Annotated in this window: 20 protein-coding genes and 1 riboswitch; of the genes, 15 read left to right on the forward strand and 5 right to left on the reverse strand. The window is 51.5% G+C overall.

Annotated elements, in window-relative coordinates:
• Positions 1-165: 165 nt before the first annotated feature.
• On the forward strand, positions 166-828 hold the full coding sequence (locus EXW96_RS08370) for a GntR family transcriptional regulator (protein WP_062408949.1): 663 nt from the start codon (positions 166-168) through the stop codon (positions 826-828).
• Between the two features lie 4 nt (positions 829-832).
• Positions 833-2506, forward strand: coding sequence for a thiamine pyrophosphate-dependent enzyme (locus EXW96_RS08375; RefSeq protein ID WP_174350329.1), 1674 nt, complete (start codon positions 833-835; stop codon positions 2504-2506).
• Positions 2507-2593: 87 nt separating this feature from the next.
• Here EXW96_RS08375 and thiC read toward each other — a convergent pair whose 3' ends face one another.
• Positions 2594-4375, reverse strand: coding sequence for a phosphomethylpyrimidine synthase ThiC (gene thiC / locus EXW96_RS08380; RefSeq protein WP_074726771.1), 1782 nt, complete (start codon positions 4373-4375; stop codon positions 2594-2596).
• 92 nt (positions 4376-4467) lie between these two features.
• A riboswitch (TPP riboswitch) is annotated at positions 4468-4580 on the reverse strand.
• Between the two features lie 201 nt (positions 4581-4781).
• On the opposite strand from thiC, the gene EXW96_RS08385 reads away from it, so the two are divergent.
• A complete protein-coding gene (locus EXW96_RS08385; RefSeq protein ID WP_174350330.1) occupies positions 4782-5987 on the forward strand; it encodes an MFS transporter in 1206 nt (401 codons plus the stop codon).
• Between the two features lie 56 nt (positions 5988-6043).
• Here the strand turns inward: EXW96_RS08385 and EXW96_RS08390 are convergent, their stop codons facing one another.
• Complete coding sequence (locus tag EXW96_RS08390) at positions 6044-6133, reverse strand: sporulation protein YjcZ (RefSeq protein WP_074726773.1); 90 nt, start codon at positions 6131-6133, stop codon at positions 6044-6046.
• A gap of 232 nt (positions 6134-6365) precedes the next feature.
• Here EXW96_RS08390 and EXW96_RS08395 point away from each other — a divergent pair, with 232 nt between their 5' ends.
• From EXW96_RS08395 to EXW96_RS08405, 3 genes are all read left to right on the forward strand, one after another.
• Positions 6366-6620 (forward strand): DUF2164 domain-containing protein, encoded by a 255-nt coding sequence (locus tag EXW96_RS08395; RefSeq protein ID WP_217437285.1) that lies wholly within the window; start codon positions 6366-6368, stop codon positions 6618-6620.
• A 39-nt stretch (positions 6621-6659) separates the two neighbouring features.
• A complete protein-coding gene (locus EXW96_RS08400) occupies positions 6660-6944 on the forward strand; it encodes a hypothetical protein (RefSeq protein ID WP_174350331.1) in 285 nt (94 codons plus the stop codon).
• 107 nt (positions 6945-7051) lie between these two features.
• A complete protein-coding gene (locus EXW96_RS08405) occupies positions 7052-8308 on the forward strand; it encodes an aspartate kinase (protein WP_062408944.1) in 1257 nt (418 codons plus the stop codon).
• 1 nt (position 8309) lies between these two features.
• Here EXW96_RS08405 and EXW96_RS08410 read toward each other — a convergent pair whose 3' ends face one another.
• From EXW96_RS08410 to comA, 3 genes are all read right to left on the reverse strand, one after another.
• Positions 8310-8774: a DUF441 domain-containing protein gene (locus EXW96_RS08410; protein ID WP_054817748.1), complete on the reverse strand. Its 465-nt coding sequence runs from the start codon at positions 8772-8774 to the stop codon at positions 8310-8312.
• Positions 8775-9000: 226 nt separating this feature from the next.
• Positions 9001-9708, reverse strand: a complete 708-nt coding sequence (locus EXW96_RS08415) for a 2-phosphosulfolactate phosphatase (RefSeq protein WP_054817749.1) — start codon at positions 9706-9708, stop codon at positions 9001-9003.
• 20 nt (positions 9709-9728) lie between these two features.
• Complete coding sequence (gene comA, locus EXW96_RS08420) at positions 9729-10568, reverse strand: phosphosulfolactate synthase (RefSeq protein ID WP_074726775.1); 840 nt, start codon at positions 10566-10568, stop codon at positions 9729-9731.
• Between the two features lie 142 nt (positions 10569-10710).
• Here comA and EXW96_RS08425 point away from each other — a divergent pair, with 142 nt between their 5' ends.
• From EXW96_RS08425 to EXW96_RS08465, 9 genes are all read left to right on the forward strand, one after another.
• Complete coding sequence (locus EXW96_RS08425) at positions 10711-10977, forward strand: YqhV family protein (RefSeq protein ID WP_062408942.1); 267 nt, start codon at positions 10711-10713, stop codon at positions 10975-10977.
• Between the two features lie 143 nt (positions 10978-11120).
• Complete coding sequence (spoIIIAA, locus tag EXW96_RS08430; RefSeq protein ID WP_174350332.1) at positions 11121-12122, forward strand: stage III sporulation protein AA; 1002 nt, start codon at positions 11121-11123, stop codon at positions 12120-12122.
• A 33-nt stretch (positions 12123-12155) separates the two neighbouring features.
• Entirely contained in the window at positions 12156-12674 is a 519-nt protein-coding gene (gene spoIIIAB, locus EXW96_RS08435; protein WP_062408940.1) for a stage III sporulation protein SpoIIIAB, read from the forward strand.
• A gap of 14 nt (positions 12675-12688) precedes the next feature.
• Positions 12689-12892: a stage III sporulation protein AC gene (gene spoIIIAC / locus EXW96_RS08440; RefSeq protein WP_054817751.1), complete on the forward strand. Its 204-nt coding sequence runs from the start codon at positions 12689-12691 to the stop codon at positions 12890-12892.
• Between the two features lie 15 nt (positions 12893-12907).
• Positions 12908-13297, forward strand: a complete 390-nt coding sequence (spoIIIAD, locus tag EXW96_RS08445; protein ID WP_062410962.1) for a stage III sporulation protein AD — start codon at positions 12908-12910, stop codon at positions 13295-13297.
• A gap of 47 nt (positions 13298-13344) precedes the next feature.
• Positions 13345-14625 (forward strand): stage III sporulation protein AE, encoded by a 1281-nt coding sequence (spoIIIAE, locus tag EXW96_RS08450; protein WP_062408939.1) that lies wholly within the window; start codon positions 13345-13347, stop codon positions 14623-14625.
• 28 nt (positions 14626-14653) lie between these two features.
• Complete coding sequence (gene spoIIIAF / locus EXW96_RS08455) at positions 14654-15403, forward strand: stage III sporulation protein AF (protein ID WP_062408938.1); 750 nt, start codon at positions 14654-14656, stop codon at positions 15401-15403.
• 4 nt (positions 15404-15407) lie between these two features.
• Complete coding sequence (gene spoIIIAG / locus EXW96_RS08460; protein ID WP_062408937.1) at positions 15408-16049, forward strand: stage III sporulation protein AG; 642 nt, start codon at positions 15408-15410, stop codon at positions 16047-16049.
• Between the two features lie 56 nt (positions 16050-16105).
• Positions 16106-16864, forward strand: coding sequence for a SpoIIIAH-like family protein (locus EXW96_RS08465; protein ID WP_174350333.1), 759 nt, complete (start codon positions 16106-16108; stop codon positions 16862-16864).
• Positions 16865-16905 lie beyond the last annotated feature (41 nt).

Here is a 16905-nt window from a genome sequence, read left to right on the forward strand (position 1 = left end):
GTTTCAGTCTTAACGATGAATCATAAATCGGCCCACGTGTATGCGTGGTTTTTTTTGTCTGATTTCCTATTGACACTGTAAGTTATTGGGATTATGATAAATATTATTCTGATATATCAATTAAATATTATAAATACATCTATAGAGTATAAAAAGGGTGATGGAATGAAACAAGGAAAAACCGATTTGGCCTACCGGATCATCAAGGGCAAAATTTTAAGCGGCGAATTGAAAGCGCTATCCGACATTTCCGAGGATCGGCTGCAGGAAGAGCTTAACATCAGCCGCACTCCGATCAGAGAAGCGCTGCAAAAATTGGAGCAAGAGAAGCTGGTATATATTTATCCCCGCAAAGGGATCATCGTTTCCGGCGTTACCGTAGAATTACTCAATGAAGTATATGAAATGCGGGAATTGATCGAACCCTTCGTAGCTAAAAGCGTGTGCCGCAAGCTTCCGGAGGATTGGCTGTTAAACATGAAGCAACGCTTGGTTGAACCGCCCGAAGGGATGACACCCGAAGAACGCAAAGCCTATTATATTGATTTGGATAAAGAGCTGCACAATCAAATCATCTATTCGTACCCTAACACCTTTATCCATAATATCATGGGCAACATTTACGACCATAATCATAGAATATTTGCTATCACCTCATCCGTTAATGAGAAGCATAATGTCTCGATCCCTGAGCATGTAGCCATTATTGAGGCTTTTCTGGAAAGAGATCCGGATAAGGTCGAAATGAGAATGAAAGAACATATTGTTTCATCCAGAAAAAATGCCATTGAGTACTTGATCAAGCAACATCAAACCAGAGAGGAGTAAAGTTATGACACACATGACCGCTGCCAAAGCTATCGTAGAGGTTCTATTGAGGGAGGGCGTCGAGAAGGCGTTTTGCGTACCCGGCGAGAGCTATTTGAGCGTATTAAACGTTTTGTACGAAACACCTCGGATTGAATTGATTTCCGGCCGTCATGAAGGCGGGGTTTCATTCATGGCTGAGGGCTATGCGAAGGCCAGCGGCAAGGTAGGGGTATGCTTCGCTACACGCGGGCCGGGTGCAACTAATTTATCCATCGGCTTGCACACCGCTCATCAAGACTCCACGCCCATGGTCGCGTTCATCGGACAGGTGGAAAGCTCGTTTAGAGGACGGGAAGGATTCCAGGAGATCGATCTGGCGGATTATTTCAGGCATTTGGTCAAATGGACAGTGGAGCTCAACGATGCCCGCCGGGTCCCGGAATTGGTCCACAGGGCTTTTCATATGGCCAGATCCGGCAGACCGGGCCCGGTTCTGATCTCCTTGCCTCAGGACGTCCTGGATGAAACGGCTGAAATGGTTTTTCAAGAATCCGAGATGTTATCCCATCCGCGTCCGGATCGCCAAGCCGTGGCCAAAGCCAAAGAAATCCTGCGGCATGCCAAGCGTCCGGTGATTATCGCCGGGGGCGGAGTAACGAGCACCAAATCTGCGAAAGAATTAGTGGAACTGGCCGAAAAATTGCAAGTTCCGGTGGCAACGGCATTTCGCCGCTTTGACGCGTTTCCAAATCAGCATCCGTACTACATCGGGCAATTGGGAGTGGGTGCCGCGCCGTATCTGGTGGAGTGCATAAGGGAAGCGGATGTCGTTCTTGCCCTGGGGACCCGTTTCTCCCAAATAACGACACAGAACTATACGCTGTTGACCTCCGGGACCAAGCTGATACATGTCGATATTTCACCGGATGAATTGAACAAAGTATACCGGCCGGCACTCGGGATTGTAGCTGACACGAAAAATTTTATGCTTGACTTGCTTGCGGAGCTGGGCGAATCAGGGCAAAGCAAAGAGCGTGAGGCTTATATACAGGAACAGCGGAAGAAATATGAACAATATTCCGAGGTTCGCGTCACTTCTGGTCAGCATTATGTGAATTTGGAAGGGATCATGGGCGATCTGATGAATCACCTTCCTTCCGACACCATATTCACTTCGGATGCAGGTAATTTCTACGGATGGATGGCCAAACATTACCGGTTTCAGGAGGAAGGGACTTTTGTGGGGCCGACTTCCGGTGCGATGGGGTATGCCCTTCCGGCAGCCATTGGAGCCAAGGTGGCCCAACCGGAGAAAACCGTTGTGGCTTATGCCGGAGATGGCGGGTTTATGATGACGGTGCAGGAGCTGGAGACGGCTGTACGCTGCAAAATCCCTGTCCTGGCGATCGTCGCTAATAATAACATGTACGGTACGATCCGTATGCATCAAGAGAAGCATTTTCCAAAGCGTGTGATTGCAACGGAATTATCGAATCCGAACTTTGCGCAAATCATGACGAATATGGGCGGACACGGAGAGCTTGTAGAAAAGAATGAAGATTTTGTACCTGCGCTGCAGCGGGCGCTGGCTTCTTCAAAGCCTGCGCTGATCGAGGTTCGCATCGATCCGCAGCAAGTGTCGGCAGCCAGAACGATCGAAGAGCTGAGAGCGGCACAGCCTGCAAAGCAAATGTAAATCATGATGAAAAGACCAACGTTGATTTCGTTGGTCTTTTCATTGGAAAAAGAAGGAGCTGTAAAGCTGCCGTTCCCCATGGCTTTATTATTTATAAATGACGCTGCCGGCTTCTTTAAACTCTCTGGATTTTTCCTCCATGCCTTTTTCGATGGCCCGCTGTTCCTCGAGCCCCTGCTGTTTGGCATACTCGCGAATGTCCTGTGTAATTCTCATGCTGCAGAACTTGGGGCCGCACATCGAGCAGAAATGAGCCGTCTTGGCGCCTTCCGCTGGAAGCGTCTCGTCATGGTATTCCATAGCTCTTTCGGGGTCCAGCGACAAATGAAATTGATCTCTCCAACGGAACTCAAAACGCGCCTTGGATAAGGCGTTATCCCTTTCCTGGGCTCCGGGATGGCCTTTGGCCAAATCCGCCGCGTGGGCTGCGATTTTGTACGCGATGACGCCTTCGCGAACATCATTCTTGTTCGGAAGACCCAGATGCTCTTTCGGAGTTACATAACAAAGCATGGCGGTACCGAACCAGCCGATCATGGCTGCGCCGATGGCTGAAGTGATATGGTCGTACCCCGGGGCTATGTCTGTCGTAAGAGGGCCTAAGGTATAGAACGGGGCTTCCTGGCATACTTCAACCTGACGATCCACATTTTCTTTAATCATGTGCATAGGAACGTGGCCGGGTCCTTCAATCATGACCTGAACATCATGCTTCCATGCGATTCGGGTCAGCTCGCCAAGCGTCTCCAATTCGGCAAATTGAGCTTCATCATTGGCATCCGCAATGCATCCCGGGCGCAATCCATCACCAAGGGAGAAAGCGACGTCATAGGTTTTCATGATTTCACAAATTTCTTCAAAATGAGTATAAAGGAAATTTTCCTGATGATGCGCCAAACACCACGCCGCCATGATGGAACCGCCGCGGGATACGATTCCCGTAACCCGCTTCGCCGTCAAAGGAACATAGCGTAACAGCACACCGGCATGAATGGTAAAGTAGTCGACGCCTTGTTCGGCTTGTTCGATCAGGGTATCCCGATAAATTTCCCAAGTCAGATCCTCCGCTTTACCGCCGACTTTTTCCAAGGCCTGATAAAGAGGGACGGTACCGATGGGCACGGGGGAGTTGCGAATGATCCATTCACGGGTGGTATGAATATGTTTGCCTGTGGACAGGTCCATGATGGTATCTGCGCCCCAGCGGGTCGCCCATCTCATTTTTTCGACTTCTTCTTCAATCGACGAAGCGACAGCCGAATTGCCGATATTGGCATTGATTTTGACTAAAAATTTACTGCCGATAATCATCGGCTCGCTTTCCGGGTGATTGATGTTGCACGGAATTATCGCCCGGCCTCGTGCGACTTCGCTGCGGACAAATTCCGGGGAGACGTTCTCGCGTATGGCGATATATTCCATTTCGGGCGTAATGATTCCTTTTCTGGCATAATGCATCTGCGTTACATTCGCTCCGCTTTTGGCTCGTAACGGTTTGCGCTGCAATCCCGGAAATCGTTCTTCCCGCTTGACGGATTCTTCTTTTGAATATCCGTTGTCCTCCGGCTTGACCGCTCTTCCCGCATATTCTTCAACATCGCCGCGCTCCAATATCCAATTCCGGCGGTTAAGCGGAAGTCCCGAGCGAATATCGGTTTGGATGCTGCCGTCTGTGTATGGACCGCTGCAATCATATACCCTGACAGGCGGGTTCTCTTGTACATTGCCGCCGATGGTTGTCGGGGTTAGGCTAATTTCCCGCATAGGTACTTTAATATCCTCCCGCGAACCCTGCACATACACCTTCTTGCTCCCCGGAAAAGACGAAAGATGAGGGGCTGCTTCTTTTTCTTTGATTTCGCTTGCCATTTCAATTCCTCCTCAGAATGAATGTGATCAAGCGGAGAAACCCTTCGATGCAAACCAAAAAGACCGCAACGGGAAAGAAGCGGTCTTTGAATACACAAAGGCTAGGACTTTTCCTCCGCTGGCATTACCCAGATCAGGTTTTACGGTCGACAGCAATCGGCTGTCCTCTCAGCCTGGCAACTCCCAAGCTCCCGTTGTTATTCAACTGTCATACCAATAATAACTATAAGATCTTGAAAAATCAACCTGTTTTTATATCACGGCACCCTGTTGGAATGATGATTCCGGTGCGGAGCATTGCAGAATTTAGTGCTTCAGAATCTTCCTGAAATCGGTTATGATAAACAGTGAACGTGTGCATTAAAGCGGGGTGGATGAATGAAGTGAAAACGGGGAGAGACCGGGGATGAATGATACGCCTGAAGTGCGAAACTATAGGATACCGCTGTTTTGTACGGTCACGTTGCTGTTCTGGTTTTCGATGTATACTTGTGTGCCGATCTTGACCGCATACGTTGAATATCTGGGCGCCTCTTATAAAATGGCCGGACTGATTGTCGGCATGTACGGATTGAGTCAAATGCTTCTGCGGATACCGGTGGGCGTGGTCTCGGACCGTTATCACAAGCACAAATGGTTTATTGTATTTGGCTTGTTTTTTTCGGTTTTATCCGGTATCGGGATTCTGGTTACGCAGGAACTGACGTGGATTCTCCTGCTCAGGGCCGCGGCAGGCGCGGCTGCGGCGACGTGGGTAGACTTTACGGTTTTGTTTGCCAGCTACTACCGTCAGGAAGAGACGACGCAAGCGATCGGAACGATTTCATTTTACAACTCGCTCGGTCAAATGTTCGGCATTCTCTGCGGCGGGTGGTTCGCGGATAGGTATGGCTGGGAATCTTCTTTTCTTATCGGTGCCGCCGCAGGCGCTCTGGGGCTTGTGGGTGCTTTCTTTCTTGTAGAAACCCCTAAGAAAAGCAAACAGCCCATGACCTTCAAAGGCATGCTGGAGGTAGGCAGCGACAAGAGGCTGTTGACCGTCTCTTTTCTGGCTGTCCTTTTTCAATTGCTGACATTCGCTACGGTTTTTGGATTTACTCCCGTATATGCCCAGTCGATCGGAGCGACGAAGCTCGATATGGGACTGCTGACGTTCTTTTCCACGTTTCCTATGGCGATAGCGTCCCTGGTAGGGGGCAGATATGTAGCCCGGAAACTGGGTGAAAACCATATCATCATCATCGGCTTCATCTTTTCCGGAATCTTTACAATTCTTATACCGTTTTCTTCAACCTTGTGGATGCTGATGGTTACCCAATGTCTTGCGGGGATTGGCCGTGGACTCACAGCGCCCGTATTGATGGCTCTCAGCATAAAGCATATGGATGCGGGAAGAAGGGCTACAGCGATGGGGTTTTATCAGGCCATCTATGGCTTGGGGATGTTTGCAGGTCCGCTGGTCATGGGGGTAGCCGGAGATTTATTGACCTTGTGGCAGGGTTTTATTATGATCGGCGCTTTAGGATGTGCAACGGCTCTGCTGTCCCATGCGTTGTTAATGCAGCGCGGTCTTCCGTTAGGGGATACCCGTTCTGCGAATGATCAGGCCTGATCATTCGCAAACCAAACGCCCGAGCTGTAAGCCCGAGCGCAGGTCGATGGATCATATTAGATGAACCATGCAGTCGAAACGATAACGAGAAGAATGAAAAGGACGAGAATCACGCCAATAGAAGTAAAACCTCTTGCGAAGCTCATTGATGACAGCCTCCTTTCGCTATAACATATTGTCATCTTATGAATTACATTGATCGGGGGATTGGGTCTTTTCTAAAAATGTATATATATAACAAGTGAAATCCGGTCATTTATTTCGGAGGCAAGCTGGTTTGGAACTCGGAAAAGAGAAGAAAAAGAGCTGCGACCGCATTCTGGCATTCTTTTTTTGTGTCATTTTGCCGGGAGATGCCAAAGGAAAGGGGCGGGCCGAATGATCCCTCTAAAGATTTCCAAAGAGCAAAAAGAACAAATGGTGTGGCGCGTTCAGCAATATTTTGAAAAAGAAAGAACCGAATCGATCGGAAATCTGGAGGCCGAGCAGTTGATTGATTTTATGATCGGACTGGTAGGACCCCCGGTATACAACCATGCCATTGGAGATGCCAGACGAACGTTGCTGGAGAGGATGTCGGCGCTGGAAGACGAGCTGTACTCCCTGGAGAAACCGGTGGGAAGAAGCCGGTAGACGGGAGGCGATGAGTCGCCTGTAGAATGGAGGAGCGAGATGGTAAAAACGATAAGAAACGGATTGATATTTGCCGCGGCGGTTCATCTTTTGTTATTTGCCGTTCAGATCATTTCCGGTTATGTGATGACGATGCTCTATGTTCCCGATATCATCAGTACCTATGAATCCGTAGAGGTGCATCATCGGACCGTATCGTTCGGTACAGCCGTGAAGGTTCCGGGGTGGGCTTATATGATTACCTTTATCGGTTGTGTACTGCTCTATGCCTTTCTCATCAAGCCGGCACTCCACCACTGGAAGCAGCGAAGAAACAGACAATAAACGATGGTCCGTCTGAAGCTTCCTCATTTTTCTGTTTCAAGAGACACAGGGCTTGTGATATAATGTCTCATTAGTTATGCAAATGTTTGTGTAGGGAGTGAGCAGTTTTGTCTCTGATAGTTATGAAGTTCGGCGGCAGCTCCGTTGGCGATGCGGAAAGAATGAAACGTGTGGCCAACCGCGTAGTAGAGAGACAGCGCGAGGGTCATCAGTGCGTGGTTGTCGTTTCGGCGATGGGAGATACCACCGATGATTTAATTGACTTGTCCAAACAAATTTACACAGGAACCCCTCCTGCGCGTGAGATGGATATGCTGCTGACGACCGGGGAGCAGGTTTCGATTGCATTATTGTCCATGGCGATACATAGTCTGGGAGCATCGGCTGTTTCCTTCACCGGATGGCAGGCGGGGATGTACACGGATGCGCTCCACGGCAAAGCCCGGATTACCGATATTCAGCCGCAGCGTGTGCTTAAAGCGCTGGAAGAAGGCAAGATCGTCATTGTTGCGGGCTTTCAGGGCATGAGCGCAGAAGGGGAGATCACGACGCTTGGGCGAGGCGGGTCGGATACGACGGCCGTTGCGCTTGCCGCAGCGATTCAGGCGGATGTGTGTGAAATTTTCACCGACGTGGACGGCGTTTATTCGACGGACCCGCGCATCGTCAAATGTGCGCGCAAGTTAAACGAAATTTCGTACGATGAGATGCTGGAGCTCGCCAATCTCGGAGCGGCGGTACTGCATCCCAGAGCGGTTGAATACGCAAAGAACTATAATGTAAAGCTGGTTGTCAGATCCAGCTTCAACCATAACGAAGGTACGCAAGTGAAGGAGGAAGCGGCGATGGAACAAGGCATCGTGGTACGCGGCATTGCATACGATAAAAATGTAGCGAGAATCAGCATTCTGGGTGTGGAAGAAAAACCAGGACAGTTGGCCCAGGTGTTCACGGCTTTGGCCAAGGAACAGATCGATGTGGACATTATCGTGCAAAGCGGTGTGATTAACGGACTCGCGGATTTCTCCTTTACCGTATCCTCGTCCGACTTGGAAAAAGCGCTGCAGGTTATTGCAGGCATTCGCTCTTCCGTGGGCTTCCGTGAAGTGACCTCCGAGACGAATTTGGTGAAAGTGTCCATCGTGGGGGCAGGCATGGTCAGTACGCCGGGCGTCGCCGCCAAGATGTTCGAAGTAATCTCGGAGCTCGGTATCAGCATCCTGCTGGTCAGCACGTCCGAAATCAAGACATCCTGCGTTATCGAGAATGGCCGTTTGAACGAAGTGGTTCAAGCTCTGCACACGGCATATGGCCTGGATACGGATCAAACCGTATTTGTCGGCGGACCGTCGGAAAGAAGATAAGCTAGCGGATTTTATCAAATAAGAAAGTAAACGCTCTAAGCAAAAAAGCAGTAATGCCGGCGGCCATCAATGGACCGACGGGTATGCCCCTGAGGAAAATAATTCCAAATATCGAACCAATGACCAGACCCACAATCATTTGTGGGTCTAATTTTAATAGCTCAAGCCCCTTGCCGTTCATATACGTGGCGATGGCTCCACCCAGTAAGGCCAGTATTCCGGGCCAAGTGGTAAACATGGAAGAGACGTCCTTGATGGAAATTTTCTCACTGGCAAAAGGGACCAGAACTCCCATCGTCAAAAAGAGCAGCCCCAGTTCGAGCCCTCTTCGTTCGATGGTGGGCAAATACCGCTCAAGGCTGATCAGCTTCACGATCAAAAGCACACAGGCGGCTGTCGTAATAATATGGGAACGGCCAATCAGCCCGATGATAATCAGTGCAACAAGCAGTATCTCTCCGTTCATGGTTAAGCCCCTTGTCCATTTGGTATCACTTTATATGTATGAGGGGTCAACCGAATTAGAACGAAGCATTTTTCTGTTTATTAACCATACAAAACCGGTCGCGGGATTCCATACGGTGAGGCCGCCGATATGCAGAACGGCGGCTTCCCGCTGCCGCTTAGGACATGATTGCTCACTGCTTCTCCCCATTTTCTCACTGCCATTGCGCAGAACTCTCCTGCAGCTTTCAAATCACCATAGCTCCGTCATGGAATTGCGGGACGGCTTGAATCCGGTTGACCTGACTGCAGTAAAGAACATCTTCTTTATATCCGAGCCGGATCAGACGTTTGCCGTTCGAGCATGACAGTATCGTCTCCGGGAGCCGGTCGTGCGTTTGGCGGTACGCATGCATCATGGCCAGACCCAGGTCGTTCACCTCGCAGCCGCCGCCGGTGAGCCGGACCAGTTCGTCGGCCAGCAATCCTGCGCACAGTCCGTCCTCCAGACTGAATACGTCGTGAGTCCCCGCGCACAGCAGGGCAATCTCCTTCTGCAGCTGCAGCGCCTTGACCGCGCAGCTGGACGCATTCAGTAAGGAGCCTGCCAAAATATGCGCCGCTTTATGTGATTTTTGCACTGCCCTGGTTCCGTTTGTCGTCGTCATGATGATGTTCTTCCCTTTGACGGCTTCGGGAGCATATTCGAACGGAGAATTGCCGAAGTCAAAGCCGGGTATTTTCTTGCAGCTGCGTTCGCCTCCCAGCAAGTCCCCCGGACGCTGCAGGCTTTTGGCCTGCGCTACCGTTTCGGTGGGTACGACGGACCTGCTGCCGTTCGTGAGCGCCGTCAGCATCGTGGACGTGGCCCGCAGTACATCGATGACGATCACTGTCTTGTTCTGAAGCTCATCCGTTCGCGCTTCGCCCACGCTGGCGATGACCTGCACATTCATTCCTTTGCCCAGCCTCCCCTCTAGATTTGCCAATTGAAGCTTTGATAGGACTCCTGTCTGGAAACATCAGCCAAAAGCAGCGTATCCGACCTAAGCCCCCGCCGCAGAGCCTCTAACGAAATGATATCTCCGGGAACAATGTTGCCGAGGTGGATATCCGTGCCCAGCATTTGCAGCAGATGTACCTGCTGCTCCTTTTGCGGTGCTTCCCATAGCAGCAGGTCGGTGCTGGGAACCCGGTTTAACACCCGCTCTATTTCTTCATCTATACATGCTCCGTTTGCGTCATAAATGCCTACGCCTTTGCCCGATTCTCTTCCTTCAATCGTAATCAGACTGGCGCCCAGCTGCGAATCGATCGTTACCGTTTGGATCAGCTCTTCGATCTCAATAGATGAACCCCAGCCTTTTTTGCCGTATTCGGTAATGACCATAAAGCCCTCGTTCAGGCCGCGGCAAATCAGTTCGCTGCGCAGGCTGCGCGACATTTCGATCGTTCCGTCCGATATTTCCAACCCGTTAAACCCCAAATATTTTGCCATCTGAAAAAAATGGTCTGTCTCGTCCTGTCGTATCGCAACTTCCAGGAACGTACCGCCTGGATATACGGTAATGTCATATGCTTTGGCCATCTCTATTTTTTTCTTGAGAAAATCCGCCATATAAAGCGGCGAGGTGCCGAAGCCGATTTTCAGCATGTCGATATAGTCGCCTGCCGTTTGCAACAGATCTTCTAAGGCATAAAGCCCCAGTCCTTTGTCGATCACCATGGTTTTTCCCGATTGCCGCGGTTTAGGCGTCCGGCGTCCGGTCGGATCACTGAGCAGTGCATTCCACTGCAGCGGTATTGATACCTCCATCTAGTTATCGCCTCGCTGTAGGTTAGTCTTGGATTACTGTGTCATCATATGCATTTTCAGTTGGGGGTGTGCCCAGTATTCCTAAAATAAGACGAGCCTGCATAGGATGGGTATAGAGACCAAGGGATGAGGTGAAACGTCGATGTTGAACAAGATTGTGTTCAGTATGGCCATGATCCGAATCGTTTCAGGAGGTATCGAAATTGCTGCGGCCCTGCTCATGCTTCGATTTAACCAGATTGAGAAAGCGCTGCTCGTGAACTCGGGGCTGGCGCTCGTAGGGCCATTCGTACTTCTGACAACAACGACGATTGGGCTGGTCGGGCTGGCGGATAAGCTTTCGGCAGGCAAAATGTTATGGGTGATGGCGGGGGTCAGCTGCATTTTTATCGGAATCTTAAAAAAGTAATCTGTCATATTTCACTAGGTAAGGCATACACATGATTGTAGAAGTTGGACAGACTGACGCCGGTAGAAGCGCGGTAACCGTCGCAATGCTGATGACGGGCAATAGAGCGCCGCCGTAACCGTCGAATGTGGGAGGAATGTACTTTGATCGGATCGGTTCTACCGTTTTTTTCTGCCCCTGTGCGGCAGATTCTATTAACTCTACCAACGCGAATTCAAGCCGAATTGCAAGAAATCCGCATTCGCGAGTCGCGTCCGCTTGAAGTCATATGGAGCACGGGACATGGTTTTGTTGCCGAAAAAGGCGGCTTGAGCCCGAATCCCGAGCAAGCATACCGGGCGACCCACAAAGATTGTGCAACGCTGCTGGAGCTCTTGACCCAGCATTCTATGTATACGTTTGAGGAAGAGCTGAAGCGGGGATTCATTACCGTAGCCGGCGGGCATCGGATAGGTCTCTCCGGCCGGACGGTGGTCGAGCAGGGCAAAGTGAAATATATAAAGGACATCAGCGGGTTTAACATTCGGCTTGCCCGGGAATGGAAAAAGGCGGCGGCAGGGGCGTTGCCGTTCCTGCTGGAGCCAAGAGACGGGAGTGTTTATCGAACACTGGTCATTTCTCCGCCGCAGCAAGGAAAGACCACATTCATCCGCGATTTGGCCCGGCTTCTCAGCTCAGGCGGCAAGGTCAACGAATCGGGAAGGTCTTACAGGAGCTTCAAGGTCGGCATCGTGGACGAACGCTCCGAGATCGCAGCCTGCGTGAAAGGCGTGCCGACCTTCGACGTCGGTCCCCGAACCGATGTACTCGACGGCTGTCCGAAGGCCGAGGGCATGATGATGATGATCCGTTCCATGTCTCCGGAAGTGCTGATCGCCGATGAAATCGGACGGGCTGAAGATGCAGCCGCCATTCATGAAGCGCTTCATGCGGGAATCAGCATTGTAGCGACTGCGCATGGACGGGATATCGAAGATGCGAAGCGACGTCCGATCCTGCGGGAGCTGCTTGAAGCCGAAGTCTTTGACCGGTTCGTCGTTTTGCACCGCAGGACGGGGGCTGCCGCTCCTCCGGGACCGAATACGGCGGTGTTTGATCAGCTTGGTAAACGGATGGATGACAGGCTTGCCTTGAGAGGGGGATGACCTTATGAGCGCGAGCGAAAGAAGGAGTCCAGGATGCTGAAGCTCTTGGGCGCCATGTTGATTCTGCTGGCAGGCACTCTCCTGGGTTTTTATCAGGCATCCCAATTATCGCGCAGGCCTAAGCAAATCTCCGAGCTGATTCGGCTTTTGCAGCGGCTGGAGACGGAAATCGTGTACGGCTTCACTCCGCTGCCGGAAGCGCTCAGACAAACCGGGCGAGCGGGGACCCATCCGGTGGGATCCTTGTTTCTGGACACGGCGGCTGAGCTGGTGAAACCGGACGGGCGTTCCGTCCAAACCATTTGGGAACAGACGTTGACTGCCGGCTGGAGAAATACCTCCATGAAGCCAAATGAGAAGGAAGTGCTGCTGCAGCTCGGCTCTACCCTGGGGCTGACCGACAGAGAAGACCAGGTTAAGCATCTCAAATTGGCCGTCAATCAACTTCAAGGTGAAGCGGACTGCGCCCGCGAGGAACAGCAGCGGTATGAACGGATGTGGAAAAGCCTGGGACTGTTGATGGGGCTGCTCGTCGTCATCTTGATGTATTAGGTGAGGTGCCGCCAATGAACGTAGATGTAAACGCGATATTCCAGATTGCCGGCATCGGCATCATTATCGCCATGATTCATACCGTGCTCAAGCAAATGGGCAAAGAAGATATGGCCCATTGGGTAACCGTCATCGGCTTTGTCGTGGTGCTGTTTATGGTCGTCCGGTTGTTAGACAGCCTGTTTAATGAAATCAAGACAATTTTCCTCTTTCAATAAGAGGGGGGGATGCCTGTGGAGATCATACAAGTGGTGGGACTCGGGTTGATCACGACGGTTCTTGTGCTGGTCATCAAAGAGCAGAAGCCAATGTTTGCCTTTTTGCTCACCGCCTTCACGGGGATTACGATCTTCTTATTTTTAATCGGTAAAATATCGACAGTCATCGGGGTGCTGGAGGAACTGGCGAACAAAGCCGAAATCAACCTGATATTCCTCAAGACCATTCTGAAAATCATCGGCATCGCCTATATCGCGGAGTTCGGGGCGCAGGTCGTCAGAGACGCGGGGCAGGAGGCGATTGCCTCCAAGATTGAACTCTCCGGCAAAATCCTCATTATGGTGATGGCCATCCCGATCGTGTCGGTCATCATCGAAACCGTGGTCAAGCTGCTTCCCGCTTAAACCATTGCGGCACACTGGAGAGGCGAAGCGAACCAGGAGATGAAGCTATGCTGCATCTAAAAAAACGTATGTCGCTTGAGACAGGCCGCTATCCCGGCGGTGGAAAAAGCAGGGATCGGCGCCCGGAGCTCCTGCTCCTCTGGATCGCTGTGATCACGGCGCTGCTGCTTGACGGAGGGAATGCTTTAAGCTGCTGGAAGCCGGGGGGCTGCGGAATGACCGCATACGCAGCGACGCCGGTAGAGGAGTTGATTCGCGAGCAAGCGGAGCGGCTGCCGCTCGATCAGGTGGAGCAGTTCTGGGGCCGCTTGATGCGGCAGTACGGCGGGTATTTTCCCGATGCCGCAGCGCCTTCGTTTATGGATTTGCTGCTCGGGGCCAAAGAGATCAGCCCCGGTTCGATTTTCTCCGGGCTTTTGCGGTACTTTTTTCACGAGCTGATTTATGGCGGCAAACTGCTTGCATCCATCGTGATCCTATCGGTTTTCAGCATGCTGTTGGAAACGCTCCAGAGCTCCTTTGAGAAAAACAACGTAAGCAAAATCGCGTACGCCATATCATTTCTGGTTTTGATGATTATGGCGGTGAACAGCTTTAACCTGGCGATTGGTTACGCCAAATCCGCCATTTCGGAAATGACCCACTTTATGATTGCCGTAGTTCCGCTGCTTCTGACGCTGCTGGCCTCCATGGGGAATGTCGTATCGGTATCCGTGCTGCATCCGCTGATTGTATTCATGGTTTATGCCATAGGGACGGTGATTTATTTTTTCGTTTTTCCCCTGTTGTTTTTTTCGGCAGTGCTTCATATCGTAAGCGCGCTGTCGGACAAATATAAAGTAACGCAGCTTGCGAATTTATTACGAAATATCAGTTTGGGCTGTTTGGGGATATTCGTAACCGTTTTTCTCGGGGTGGTATCGGTTCAAGGGGGCGCGGGAGCGATTGTGGATGGAGTGACGATCCGTACGGCCAAATATATTGCGGGCAATTTTGTGCCGGTAGTAGGCAGGCTGTTCTCCGATGCTTCGGAAACGGTTATCGGCGCGTCGCTCCTGGTCAAAAATGCGGTAGGCTTGTCGGGGGTCGTGATTATTCTGGTACTTTGTGCGTTTCCTGCACTGAAAATTATTGCGCTTGCCTTCATATATAATCTTTCCGCGGCGGTCATGCAGCCGTTAGGCGATCATCCGATGACCGCATGTCTGGCAACCATCGGGAAAAGTTTGATTTACGTATTTGCTGCTCTGGCAGCGGTAGGGCTCATGTTTTTCTTGGCGATTACAATCCTGATTGCGGCGGGGAACGTATCCGTGATGATGCGATAATCCTCCGAACGGGAAGGGGGATCCCGCTATGGACTTCCTGAGCGATTGGCTTAAATCGGTCATACTCGTGATTCTGCTCGCGACTTTCGTCGACTTGCTGCTGCCGAATCAATCGATGCAGAGGTATGTCAAAACGGTGATTTCCCTGTTTCTTCTGATGACGCTGCTTCATCCCATTTTATCCTTAATAGATAACAGCAGCCAGATAGATCAAAAGCTTGGATCGGCCCTGTTCAAACAGGATGCCGCCTGGAAGTGGCAGAGCGGTAACGGTACGGACCGTATGGAGTCGCTCCCCGCCATACAGCAGAGAGCGGAGACGCTGCGGTTAAGGCGGGAGGAGCAATCCCAACGGATCGTGCAAAACCAGGTTGCCGATTTGATCAAGCGCAAAATTGAACAAACGGCGGGAGTGCAGGTACAAAGCGTGCAGGTCGATACCAGGCAGGATGAGAATGGTCAAGCGGTCATTCGGAGCGTGGCGTTGTCCCTGGACTTTGTACCTTCAACCGAGAACACATCACAGCAAGGCCGATACCAGGCGGTCGGCAGCAGCGGGCCTGTCAGGCCGGTGGAACCGGTTGACATCGCCCCGATTGAAATCGGGGAAGACAGGAAGGATTCAAATCCGGCGTGGGCCTCGGATGAAGTGCAAGAGGATCGTCTCCCGCCGGAGGCGCTGCAGAAACAAACGCAAATTTTGCTGATGCTGGAGCAGGACTGGCAGCTGTCCGGAGAGCAAATCCAGATCCGGATGGGACTATCCTCAAGGAGGTGAATCGATGGGAGACAACGACGGGAAACCCAGATGGCCGTTCAGCCTTTTTAGCGGCGGACCGGGCGGACCCAAACGAATCCAGACCCTCCGCTGGCTGCTGCTGATGGGGCTGGTCGGAGCCGCCTTCATGATACTGAACTCATTCATTACGGTAAAAGAGGTGGATCCCATCGGTGAGGGTCGCGCTTCTCCAGCGGATCAAACGCAGCCTGTCTTCGGATCAAGCGGTAAGGAGTCCAGTCCCTTCCGCGAATTTGAGGAAGCCTATCAGTCCCAGCTCAGGGAGATTTTAACCAAAATCGTCGGGGTAGGCGAGGTGGAGGTTCTTGTCACGATTGAATCGACCGAGGAGGTCACGGTTGAACGCAATACCCAGGAAACGCAGCAGATCACCAATGAACAGGATCAACAGGGAGCCAAAAGGCATATTACCGATATTTCACGCAAAGGGGAAGTCGTTCTTTACGAGGTGTCGGGCGGCAAAAAGCCCCTCGTAACCAAAACGATCAAACCTAAAATCCGCGGCGTGCTGGTCGTGGCCAAAGGGGCGGAAAATTTAACAGTGAAAAAGATGATATCCGAGGCTGTGGAACGCGGCCTTGGCGTCCCTCCGCACCGGATATCCATTCTTCCGCGGAAACAATAATTCGCGTTCGCAGGAAGCAGTGATAAAACGATAAACTCACTTAAGGAGGAATACTGATGAACTCTAAAAGACAAACGATTTGGCTCGTATCCATGCTCAGCTTGATGGTAGTCCTGTCAGCCTACTATTTGTTCACGGAAGACGTTAGCCAACTGGAGTTGAATACGGCCAGCTCAACGCAATCCAAAGAAGTGATTATCAACGCGGGCCAATTGGATGGCCTGCCGCAGGGCGCAGCCAATGGACAAACGGCGCCGAAGCAGAGCGATCAGCAGCCCGAAGCCGAAGAAGGGACGAAGACCGAGACCGATCCGAAATCGAGCAGCACGAGCACCGAAACGCCATCCACAGAAAAGCCGGAATCCGGCGCTGACCCGACGACTGCTCAGCCCGTATCCAAGAATGAAGCGGCAGCCGGCGACCAAAACGCCAGAGTGCTGGAACAAATCCAGGCTCAAGCGACCTCGGGTTCCGATTATTTTGTGAATATGCAAATGAAGCGCGACGAAGCGCTGTCCAAACAGGTGGAGTCGCTGATGACCATTCTGGCCGACACCAAGCAGACGCAGGAAGCCGCCGCAAAAGCGCAGACGGAACTGCAAAAGCTCCAGGACATTGAAACGAAGATCACATCCTTGGAAGAGAACCTTATGAAGGAGTATCCGCAAGCGGTGATTACCCAGGAAGGCGAGAGATGGAAGGTAACGGTGCAAGCGAACAAGCTGGAAAGAAGCCAAGCCGTCAGTATTGCCGATCAGGTAATGAAGGAGCTTGGCATCATCCCGGATCACATCGCCATACAATACAAGCCTTAATCCAAATGTGCCAAGCAGATGAAACAAGAGTCCCCGCGAAG

This window comes from Paenibacillus sp. JMULE4 (genome assembly GCF_013337105.1).
Lineage (GTDB): Bacteria > Bacillota > Bacilli > Paenibacillales > NBRC-103111 > Paenibacillus_G > Paenibacillus_G naphthalenovorans.

Bases quoted from the DNA above. Each gene is read 5' to 3' on its own strand.
- EXW96_RS08370 (WP_062408949.1), top strand. From the start codon at position 166: ATGAAACAAGGAAAAACCGATTTGGCCTACCGGATCATCAAGGGCAAA.
- EXW96_RS08375 (WP_174350329.1), top strand. From the start codon at position 833: ATGACACACATGACCGCTGCCAAAGCTATCGTAGAGGTTCTATTGAGG.
- thiC (WP_074726771.1), bottom strand. From the start codon at position 4,375: ATGGCAAGCGAAATCAAAGAAAAAGAAGCAGCCCCTCATCTTTCGTCT.
- EXW96_RS08385 (WP_174350330.1), top strand. From the start codon at position 4,782: ATGAATGATACGCCTGAAGTGCGAAACTATAGGATACCGCTGTTTTGT.
- EXW96_RS08390 (WP_074726773.1), bottom strand. From the start codon at position 6,133: ATGAGCTTCGCAAGAGGTTTTACTTCTATTGGCGTGATTCTCGTCCTT.
- EXW96_RS08395 (WP_217437285.1), top strand. From the start codon at position 6,366: ATGATCCCTCTAAAGATTTCCAAAGAGCAAAAAGAACAAATGGTGTGG.
- EXW96_RS08400 (WP_174350331.1), top strand. From the start codon at position 6,660: ATGGTAAAAACGATAAGAAACGGATTGATATTTGCCGCGGCGGTTCAT.
- EXW96_RS08410 (WP_054817748.1), bottom strand. From the start codon at position 8,774: ATGAACGGAGAGATACTGCTTGTTGCACTGATTATCATCGGGCTGATT.
- EXW96_RS08415 (WP_054817749.1), bottom strand. From the start codon at position 9,708: ATGAATGTGCAGGTCATCGCCAGCGTGGGCGAAGCGCGAACGGATGAG.
- comA (WP_074726775.1), bottom strand. From the start codon at position 10,568: ATGGAGGTATCAATACCGCTGCAGTGGAATGCACTGCTCAGTGATCCG.
- EXW96_RS08425 (WP_062408942.1), top strand. From the start codon at position 10,711: ATGTTGAACAAGATTGTGTTCAGTATGGCCATGATCCGAATCGTTTCA.
- spoIIIAB (WP_062408940.1), top strand. From the start codon at position 12,156: ATGCTGAAGCTCTTGGGCGCCATGTTGATTCTGCTGGCAGGCACTCTC.
- spoIIIAC (WP_054817751.1), top strand. From the start codon at position 12,689: ATGAACGTAGATGTAAACGCGATATTCCAGATTGCCGGCATCGGCATC.
- spoIIIAE (WP_062408939.1), top strand. From the start codon at position 13,345: ATGCTGCATCTAAAAAAACGTATGTCGCTTGAGACAGGCCGCTATCCC.
- spoIIIAF (WP_062408938.1), top strand. From the start codon at position 14,654: ATGGACTTCCTGAGCGATTGGCTTAAATCGGTCATACTCGTGATTCTG.
- spoIIIAG (WP_062408937.1), top strand. From the start codon at position 15,408: ATGGGAGACAACGACGGGAAACCCAGATGGCCGTTCAGCCTTTTTAGC.
- EXW96_RS08465 (WP_174350333.1), top strand. From the start codon at position 16,106: ATGAACTCTAAAAGACAAACGATTTGGCTCGTATCCATGCTCAGCTTG.